Genomic DNA, 10170 nt, shown 5'->3' with positions numbered 1-10170 from the left:
GACCTACGCATTACGAATGCGTTGCTCTACCAGCTGAGCTATTTCGGCAACATTTACTTCCTGAATGCGGGCGCAAATATAATATGTTTATTTGACATCTGAAAGAAGTTTTGCTAAAAAATCATCCAAATCTGCATCCAAATCTTTTAAAAGAGGATCATCCAAACGAAGATTTTCATCATCCAAGAACAGAAGTTCCTCAATAACAGAGAAATCCTCATCTGTCAGGCTTACCGAGAACGGTTTCAGGAAACAAGGGTTATCAAAAATTTTTTTCGTCACCAGGACGGCAAGCACGGCTTTCAAAGTTGCAGCAACCTGCTGGGTGAACTGATCGTCATCACATGTCGTATTCACCCAATCGAAAATGATAGTCTTTTCAACCAGCGCATCCTCTTCATCATAAATAAGCAACTCTCCGCTTTCGGCATCGACCTGCACGTATAAATCGCTGTAACAGTTGCCAGCCTCGTTCGCTGCAAGTTTATTGATGGCCGAATTGAAAGTCGTTTCTATGACAGCCTGAACCTTTGCATTATTTGCACTCATATCTTATTATTTATTCTTTATTCGAAACGTCTGCCAAAAGTAATAATAATTCAGAGAATATAAGATTATTATTCTCCAAATTGCTTATTTAGTTTTTGATCAGAACGGATACGCTTGCCAAGAGCCTCTACATACAACTGCTGCATTTTCGTGTAGTTGTAATCTACTCCCTTTTTACTATTAAAAATCTCGTAAGATTTGGCAGCCCAGTTGTAGGCTTCCTTCAACTGAGTTTTCATTTCATGATACAAAGCCAAGTTGGATGCCGCCTTTGCCCGCTCTTTCCAGCGCGAAGAATTTTCATACACATGCTTCCAGCGCGAGGCCGCTTCTTCCCATTTGTCGGACAAGGCGTAGGCGGTCGCCTCTTTCCATCGCGCCCCCTCGCCTTTGTAGAACCAGCGGCTTTCATTATCCCAATGAGGAACAAAGTTCGGAGTAACCTTCGTACCGATATACTGCCCGGCAGCCCGTAAAGCCTCCTCCGGTGACGGCAGATAAAGTTTCAATTGCTCCATATTGTCCGCACTTTCAGACCAGAAAACGCTATCCTGCACGTAAACGGTAGCCAACGGATTGTCGCGTCCGGGAAGATAACCGCGGACGACTCCCGTAATCTCGACATCGACCCCTCCTACGACAAAGCCTTCGGCAAAAGCGACAACATTCTTTTCCATCCTGAACAGCAGGCGGTCGAGCGAAATAACAGCGTCCGTCCCTGTCTCCCGGCACAATTCTTTCACCGCTTCGGGCGTCAATTTTTCATCCACCAAATATTTTGTATCCTGACGGGTGCCATCATGATAAAGAAGGACATCATTGAAGAAAGAAACATCCACTATCGATTTGCCCAAGGAACGGCAGGCATCATACAAAGCGCTATCCGCACGGGCGCGGGCCGTGTCCTGCACGGTTCCATATAAATTATAGGTATAGCCGACATCATCGGGCTGAGGAACGGCGTTATTCACAATCAAAACCTTGTCGACATTCTTCGGGAAAGTAATCTCGGCGGGGTTATAAGTCTCTATTCCGATATATTCAATGGTGCTGCACGCCGAAAACAGGCAGGCCATCAACAGATACAACGTTGTTCTCATCTTTACATTTATGATTTATAATTTATGAATTATGCTTCACAACTTGTGCTTCATAAATCATAAATCACAAATCATAAATCATAATTCTTATCATGCCATATCACTAACGGCCTTGAAATAGCCGATAGACTCTGCGATACCGAGGAAAGGATCTTTCATGTCCTTTTCGAACTCAAGACTGCACATTCCTGTATAATTCACTTCGCGCATCATACGAACCAATGCAGGGAAGTCGATCTTTCCGCGCCCGATCTCGATGCCGCGTCCGGCTTTGGAAGAATCCGTCACATCCTTAATGTGCATATCGAACACACGGGTATGATATTTCTTCAAGTCGGCAACAGGATCGCAACCGTTACGCAGGTCGTGGCCGACATCCAGACACATGCCGATACGCGGGTCCAGGTCTTTCGTATGTTCCCAAACATCCGTCGCATCCGGATAAGTCTTGATATCAGGTCCGTGCAAATGGATCGCATAATTGAAGTCGTACTCTTTCACTTTCTTGTCCACATAGGGCAAAAGTTCGTAATTGGGCACGCCGACAATCGTTTTCACGCCTACCCGTTTTGCATATTCAAAACCACGATCGATTTCAGCCTCGCTCTTCATATAGATAGGACCGACTGCATATCCGGTCACGCCATAAGAAGCGCATTTGTCATGGAAAGCCTTGATTTGTTCATCATTGCTATCCAACGGCAGGTGGAAATCCTTGATACAAAGATAATGAATATCCAGACGCTGCAAAGTTTTTAACGTAGTTTCCAAGTCAAAGTTCACAAATGTGTACCCGGCCACTCCCAAATGGAAAGGATTTACGGCCTTGGCAGCCTTAGGCTTCACGGGATCGGGCAAACCGGCCTTAGCCACGCTTGCCGTACCCAGCAGAATAGCACCTGCCAGCCCTTTTTTGAAAAAGGATCTTCTTGATTTCTCCATGATATTAAATTAAAATGATGTGTTTGTATTATTATGACGGCAAATATAGTCTTTTTTTGGTGTGCACGATAACATTCAAAAAAGAAAATAGAAAGACTTAGCTGATTTTATTTATTTCTTCACGCGGCAACTTTACATAAAAGACAGAGCCTTCGCCTACTTTCGACGTCACGCTGATGGAACCGCCCATCTTTTCAAGCAAGCCCTTACAAATAGCCAAGCCAAGGCCGACTCCTTTGCTCCAATCGTCAAGCTGCACAAAGCGGCTGAATATTTGCTCCAACCGGTCTTCCGGAATTCCTTTTCCCGTATCCTGCACAAAAAAGCGTACTTCCGACTCAGTCACTTCATAACCGAAACGGATAAAACCGGCTTCCGTATGTTTAATCGCATTGGTCAATAAGTTTGTCAACACCTGCGTCAGACGATTACGGTCTGTGTACAACAAGCAAGGAGGACAATCGGCCAATTGCAATTCGACTCCCTCTTGCATCCTTAGCAGGATGACTTTATAAATTTCATCCATCAATTGAGGCAGGTCATATTCGGCATAATGCAACGACATCGTATTCGATTCGATCTTCGAGATATCCAGCACATCCGAAATGAGCCGTTGCAACAAGTCATTATTGTTTTGGATAATACCGGCAAACTGCCTCCGGGCCTCCTGATCCTCTTCGTCGATCAGCACCTGAGAGAAACCGACAATCGCATTCAGAGGAGTACGGATTTCGTGATTCATATTGGCAAGAAATGCCGACTTCAACCGATCCGACTCTTCCGCCTTATCCTTCGCCCTTTTCAGCTGGAGACTATGACGCCGATGCTGATATACAAGGAAAACCAACAGGCAACATACCAGAACAAGCGCCACCACGCCGACCCAAAGATAAAGCAACTGGGTGCGATCCCGCAACGCCTCGTTCTCCATCTTCTTGTTTTCCAATTCGAGTTTATCCAAATTATGCTGCGTCCGCAATTCCGCCAGTTCCTTATAATAATTGGCAGAAGAGAGGGAATCTTTCAAAAAAGCATACTGCCTATAGGCCTGGGCAGCGTCCTTATACCGTTTTCCCGCCATCAGAACCAACGCTTTATTCCCCAAAAGATCGAGATAGGAGGACATTCTTCCTCCATGCTTGTAAATCTCCAACAACTCATCGAATAATTCTATTGCTTTCCCATAGTTGCCCGTACTTCTATAATAATGGGCATAGATTGTTTTTATTTCCGCCTCCCGATTACCGATATTATATTTCTTCAGAATAGCTTCAGCCTGTTTTAAATGCTTCAGGACCAACGCATATTGTTGCGTAGTTATATATGCCATCGCAAACCCGCGATGCATCGCATATTTAAGCGTACTAACCGAGTTTTCTTCACTCAGCTTCTCAATCCCCTCTTCATCGCACCGGTCCAGATATTTTTTCAGCAAGTTCAAGTATTCCAGTCTTTTTTCCGGGCTGGAAGCTTTATTCTGCAATTGGCGTATGATATTGATACGTTTAATCAAAGGAGCATTTCTTTTTTCCATCCCTGCCAGGATTTCTTCATACAAGGCCAACCCTTCCTCCTTCATTTTATTAGACATATAATAATCGGCCAAAGCCTGGTTGGCCATATCCGTTCCATCCGGATAATCCAGCAGGAGAGCCAGCTTTTTCAACGAATTTATACTATCCAAAGCTCTTCCGTTCTCTTTATTCCTTGTTAAGGCATAAACATACCAGGCTTTCATCCGAAACAGTTCTTCCAACCTGTTTTGTTCCGTCAACAAAGGAATGGCACGTTGCATATAATAAGCAAAACTATCCAGTTCTTCCGTATAATAATGCTTTACAAGCAAGAACAAAGCCGTTCCCTCAAATTGAGCATTTTGCCGCTTTCGTGCTTCCACAAGCAAACGATTGAAATACTGCACACGGTCTTTACACTCTACTCTCCCGATAACGGTGTCGTACAGTTGCTGCAAGAACATAGTATCAGCCTTCTGTTGCAAATCAGCGGAAAAAGCCGGATCAATACAACAGAATCCTCCTGATAATAAGAAAAACCCCCATAATAAAAGTCGTTTCATCTACTGCTTATTTTCATACCGCCATCTTTCTTATGGATAGGAAACGTCACATAAAAAACCGAACCCTCTCCCAATTTCGACGTCACGGCAATCTTACCCCCCATATTTGAAATCAGCCCTTTGCAGATAGCAAGTCCGAGTCCCACGCCTTTGCTCCAGTCGCTCAACTGGACAAAACGGCTGAAAATACTTTCCAGTTTATCTTCCGGTATTCCCTCGCCTGTATCTTCGACAAAAAACTTAATTTCGTTTTCCAATACGTCATACCCAAATCGGATAAAACCTTTTTCAGTATGCTTTATTGCATTGTTCAGCAAGTTAGTAATTATTTGCGTAAGACGCATACGATCGGTATAAAAATTTATCGGAAAACATTCTTTTAATTCCAAAAGGACTCCGGCCGGCATCCGTAACAAGGTTGCGCGATATATTTCGTCCATCATTTCCGGCAGATAGATATTGAAGAAAGAAAAAGTCATCGAGTTGGATTCAATCTTCGACAAATCCAAAACATCATTGATCAGGCGCTGCAACAATTCATTATTGTTCTGGATTATTTTCTGGTACTCCTGGCGAACATCCGCATCCTCTTCATCCACCAGTACCTGCGAAAAGCCGACTATGGCGTTCAGCGGTGTACGGATTTCGTGGTTCATATTGGCAAGGAATGCCGATTTCATCCGGTCGGCTTCTTCCGCCTTCTCTTTGGCGATCTTCAACTGCATGCTATACTTATGGCGCGAATAAGAAATGACAGCAAGCGTACCGCAGGCCAACAGGAGGAGAATTAAGCCGCCTCCCATCAATAACAGCTGGGCATGCGTTTCGGATGCTTCCAACGCCATCTGCTTATTTTTCAGTTCCAGCTTATCCACATCGTGCTGGGTACGCCAATTTGCCAACTCATCGTAATACTTGGCGGTCGTGACCGAATCTTTCAATTCGATCAACTCCTGATAGGTCTCGGCCGCTTTCATCCCCATCCCCATCCGGGATAATGTTTTGGCTTTTTGTTCCAATATATCAATCGTATTTATCGCCTTTTTCGTCTCTTTGAGATTTTTCAGCAATTTCTCTATGATGGCGAGAGCGCCCTCATTATTGCCGATCATTTGGTAATAATACAGCCGGATATTATCTATGGTAAGCTCTTCCCTGGACATTTTATTTTTTTTCACCAATGCTTCCGCCTTTTCCAGATACTCTTTCGCTTCTTTCGCCTTTTTACCCGCACATGCATCCGAAGCCAACGTCCGGTAATAAACATACCAGCAGTAGTCGATCGAGATTTCCGCATCCAACATCGTTATGTCCTTTTCCGTACATTCCGCCAGACAAGCCTTCATCCTCTCCAATGCCCGTTTGTGGGCCTCGTCGGGAATCGAATTGTTCAACAGCGACCTCAGAATATTAAAACGTTTGATGATCGGCGCGTTCCGTTTCTCCATACGGTCCAGGACTTCTTCATATAATTCGGCCCCTTCCTTTTTCAATCCATGACTCAGATAATAATTAGCCAATGCCTGATTCGCCATTTCTTCCCCTTCCGGATACCCCACTTGGCGAGCCAGTTCCACCAGTTCACGGGCTGCCGGCAGAACTGCATCCTGCGCACCTTCCGAAGATAACATATAAATATCCCAGGCTTTCATCCGGAACAGCTCTTCATATCGCTTTTCTTTCAGGAACAAAGGCTCTGCCTTGGCCAGATAATAGCGCATGCTGTCCGGTTTATTGCCATAATAATAGCGGACGAGATGGAAAAGGGCATTGGGCAGATATTTTTCATTCTGCAATTCCGTCACTTCCTTATACAGCCACTTGGGGTACATTCCCTTGCCCTCGTCATAACGGACACTTGCCAATTCGTTCAGCTTGGCGAGCCTTTCCTCCACCGGGAGGGCCTTCAAAACAGAACGCAAGCTATCCGTTCCGTTGTTTGCCTTCACCGGGACAGTAGCTTGCGTCAATAGTAATAAGGTTAACCAGAAGAGATGCTTCATCTGATCATATTTTTGAAGCCTACTTCTTCAAAGCTGCTATACTTTCTTCGATAGACTTGATTTTACTTTCAGCATCGGCCTGTTTCTTGCGTTCCATTTCAATCACTTTGGCCGGAGCTTTACTTACAAAACTTTCGTTACTTAGTTTTTTCATGACAGAAGTCAGGAAGCCTTGCTGGTATTTCAGTTCGTCCTGAAGCTTAGCCAGCTCCTCTTCCACGTTGATCATATTACCCAATGGGACAGCATATTCCGTCGTACGCACCAGGAAGGAAACAGAACCGGCGGCTTTTTCTTCCGTACGGATAATGGACGACAGGTTACACATCTTGGCGATTACCGCGTTGAAGTGATCGTTGTGTTCACCCAATACCTGCAATTCCAATGCTTCCTTATTCGGTATATTTTTCTGGAGACGTATCGTACGCACTCCACCCACAATTTCTTTTGCAATCTCGAAGTCTTCCAGATAAGCGTTATCAACAGGAGCAACCTCCGGTATCAGTGCGACCATCAGGCTCTCGCCTTCCTTACGCGGTTCCAACGCCTGCCACAATTCCTCTGTAATAAAGGGCATAAACGGATGGAGCAGGCGGAGCAAGGCATCGAAGAAACCGAGTGTCGACAAGTAGGTCGACTTATCAACAGGTTGCCCGTAACCCGGCTTGACCATCTCCAAGTACCAGGAAGAGAACTCATCCCAGAAGAGTTTGTAAACAGCCATCATCGCTTCGCTCAGGCGGTATTTGCCGAACAGGTCGTCCATTTCGGCGATTGTCTTGTCCAGCTGCATCTTAAACCATTTGACGGCTGTGGCTGCCGCTTCGGGCTGTGCGATATGTTCATCGACCGTCCATCCTTTGATCAGACGGAAGGCATTCCATATCTTGTTGTTGAAGTTACGTCCCTGTTCGCACAACGCATCGTCGAAAGGAATGTCGTTTCCGGCAGGCGCCGCCATCATCAATCCCATGCGCACACCGTCGGCGCCATATTGCTCGATCAGTTGCAGCGGGTCGGGAGAGTTTCCTAACGACTTTGACATCTTTCGGCCCAGTTTGTCACGCACGATACCGGTGAAATAGACATTCTTGAACGGCATCTTGCCCCGATATTCGTAACCCGCCATAATCATACGGGCTACCCAGAAGAAGATGATATCCGGACCGGTCACCAGGTCGCTCGTCGGATAGTAGTAGTCGATCTCCTCATTGTCCGGATCGTTGATGCCATTGAACAGGGAGATCGGCCATAACCAGGAAGAGAACCAGGTATCCAGCACATCCTCGTCCTGACGCAGGTCGGCCATCGTCAGAGAGGCGTTGCCGGTCTTTTCCTTTGCCATTTCCAATGCTTTTTCTGCCGTTTCGGCCACTACATAACCGCCTTCGGGCAGGAAATAAGCCGGGATACGGTGTCCCCACCACAACTGACGGCTGATGCACCAGTCCTTGATGTTTTCCATCCAATGACGGTAGGTATTCTTGAACTTCGGAGGATAGAACTTGATGTCGTCCTTCATCACCGGCTCCAAAGCGATCTGCGCGAGGTGTTCCATCTTCAGGAACCATTGCATGGACAGCTTCGGCTCGATAGGCACATTGGTGCGTTCGGAGAAACCGACCTTGTTTTCGTAAGCTTCCACCTTTTCCATCAGGCCGGCTGCTTCCAGGTCTTTTTCGATCTGCTTACGGACGTCGAAACGGTCCATGCCGACATACAAGCCGCCGGCCTCGCTGATCGTACCGTTATCATTGAATATATCGATAGAAGGCAGATTATATTTTTCGCCCAGCATATAGTCGTTCACATCGTGTGCCGGAGTCACTTTCAGGCAACCGGTACCGAACTCGATATCCACATAATCGTCTTCGATCACAGGGATCACGCGGTTTACCAGCGGCACAATCACTTTCTTCCCCTTCAACCAAGTGTTCTTCGGGTCGTTCGGATTGATACACATGGCGGTATCTCCCATGATCGTTTCGGGACGGGTTGTCGCGACAACGGCATAACGGCCTTCCGGATCACCTTCCACCTTGTAGCGGAGGTAATACAGTTTGCTGTGCTCTTCCTTATATATGACTTCCTCGTCGGACAGGGCGGTCAACGCTTTCGGGTCCCAGTTCACCATACGGACACCACGGTAGATCAGTCCTTTTTCATAAAGATCGACAAAAACCTTGATCACGCTTTCGGAACGCAGTTCATCCATCGTGAAAGCCGTACGGTCCCAGTCGCAGGACGCCCCCAACTTACGCAACTGTTTAAGGATGATGCCCCCGTGTTCTTCCTTCCATTCCCAAGCATGTTTCAGGAAGTCTTCACGTGTCAGGTCGGTCTTCTTAATCCCCTGCTGTGCAAGGCGATTCACGACTTTCGCTTCGGTTGCGATGGAAGCGTGGTCCGTTCCCGGCACCCAGCAAGCGTTTTTCCCCTGCATACGGGCGCGGCGGATCAGAATATCCTGAATGGTATTGTTAAGCATGTGTCCCATGTGAAGCACGCCGGTGACGTTTGGGGGCGGAATGACGATCGTGTACGGCTCACGGCCGTCGGGTTTCGACTTGAAAAAGCCGTTATCCAACCAATACTGATACCACTTACCCTCTACTTCTGCGGGATTGTACTTACTTGCAATTTCCATATTGTTTCGTTCTTTTATTATCGTTGTTTGGGACTTAGATACAAGGAGTCCACACTTTTAGGGTACAAAAATACAAAAATAATGCAGATGAATGCACAAGAGGGTGATTAATCACCCCAACGGGCGAATATATTTTCCCTTGCAGTTGGAAAACTCGGCCGCCCATTCGAATTTATTTTTAGCCACACCGCTATGATCTCATTGATGACGGCTGCGGCCACACAAGAATTGATGAATCAGCTCTTACAAATCAATCATTCATCCCCACCCCGAACTGTGCCTGTTGCCGTTCCACCTCTTTTACTTTCAGTCGGTTCAGTTCTTTACGCAAACATTCGTTTTCTCGTTCCAGAGCACTTTTGCCGACAACCTCCTTTACGACAGATTTCAATTCGCCAACATAAAGCGTGATAGATTTCCTCTGTCACTGTATCACTAACCCCTATTTACTGATTGATATTCAGCTTGTTATATTAGTGATACATGCCTATTTTCTCTATCACTACAGTATCACTCCCCTATCACCGGTAATTTGGTGGGAAAACAAGTATTGCGTTTATATACAACTGTATATAAGCGTATTGCAAATAACACGAACGACAAGCCCCCTATTCTCACCCCTGCAAACCACTCGATTATTTTATGTAAAAACGACTATAAAATATGTAAAACCAAGTGATTTTCATGGCCCGGCAAGGTACTTTACTTGCCAGGCGTCCCCCTGTTGCCCCCTTCTACACCCGGATGTACCGGCTCTCTACACCCGGGTGTAAAGGGTGGTAACATGGGGGTGTTTACGGGATTATGTGCTTGTTTCTTGCTAAAAAAGAGAGGGCTTTTGTGGAATGAAGA

At 46.0% G+C, this 10170-nt stretch carries 7 protein-coding genes; all 7 read right to left on the bottom strand.

The window, feature by feature from the left end; genetic code table 11:
• Window positions 1-87: 87 nt before the first annotated feature.
• The 7 genes from RDN79_RS18515 to RDN79_RS18485 all read right to left on the bottom strand — a co-directional run bounded on the left by RDN79_RS18515 (window position 88) and on the right by RDN79_RS18485 (window position 9709).
• Window positions 88-549 (bottom strand): hypothetical protein, encoded by a 462-nt coding sequence (locus tag RDN79_RS18515; protein ID WP_298547171.1) that lies wholly within the window; start codon window positions 547-549, stop codon window positions 88-90.
• Window positions 550-617: 68 nt separating this feature from the next.
• Entirely contained in the window at window positions 618-1649 is a 1032-nt protein-coding gene (locus RDN79_RS18510) for a DUF6340 family protein (protein WP_298547169.1), read from the bottom strand.
• Between the two features lie 90 nt (window positions 1650-1739).
• The gene (locus tag RDN79_RS18505) at window positions 1740-2591 is read right to left on the bottom strand and encodes a sugar phosphate isomerase/epimerase (protein WP_298547167.1); all 852 of its coding nucleotides are present in this window, start codon (window positions 2589-2591) and stop codon (window positions 1740-1742) included.
• Between the two features lie 97 nt (window positions 2592-2688).
• Window positions 2689-4668, bottom strand: a complete 1980-nt coding sequence (locus RDN79_RS18500) for a tetratricopeptide repeat-containing sensor histidine kinase (RefSeq protein WP_298547165.1) — start codon at window positions 4666-4668, stop codon at window positions 2689-2691.
• Window positions 4665-6671 carry a sensor histidine kinase KdpD gene (locus RDN79_RS18495; RefSeq protein ID WP_298547163.1) on the bottom strand — a complete coding sequence of 669 codons (2007 nt, stop codon included), beginning with the start codon at window positions 6669-6671 and terminating at the stop codon, window positions 4665-4667. Before RDN79_RS18495 ends, RDN79_RS18500 begins: the two co-directional genes overlap by 4 nt.
• 19 nt (window positions 6672-6690) lie before the next feature.
• Complete coding sequence (locus tag RDN79_RS18490; RefSeq protein ID WP_298547161.1) at window positions 6691-9318, bottom strand: valine--tRNA ligase; 2628 nt, start codon at window positions 9316-9318, stop codon at window positions 6691-6693.
• A 250-nt stretch (window positions 9319-9568) separates the two neighbouring features.
• Window positions 9569-9709 carry a hypothetical protein gene (locus RDN79_RS18485; RefSeq protein WP_298547159.1) on the bottom strand — a complete coding sequence of 47 codons (141 nt, stop codon included), beginning with the start codon at window positions 9707-9709 and terminating at the stop codon, window positions 9569-9571.
• Window positions 9710-10170: the final 461 nt, after the last annotated feature.

The sequence above is a fragment of the uncultured Parabacteroides sp. genome (assembly GCF_902493135.1).
In the GTDB taxonomy this organism is placed as follows: domain Bacteria; phylum Bacteroidota; class Bacteroidia; order Bacteroidales; family Tannerellaceae; genus Parabacteroides.
The sequence above is the reverse complement of the archived record's forward strand: the minus strand, read 5'-3'. Positions and strand labels throughout refer to the sequence as shown.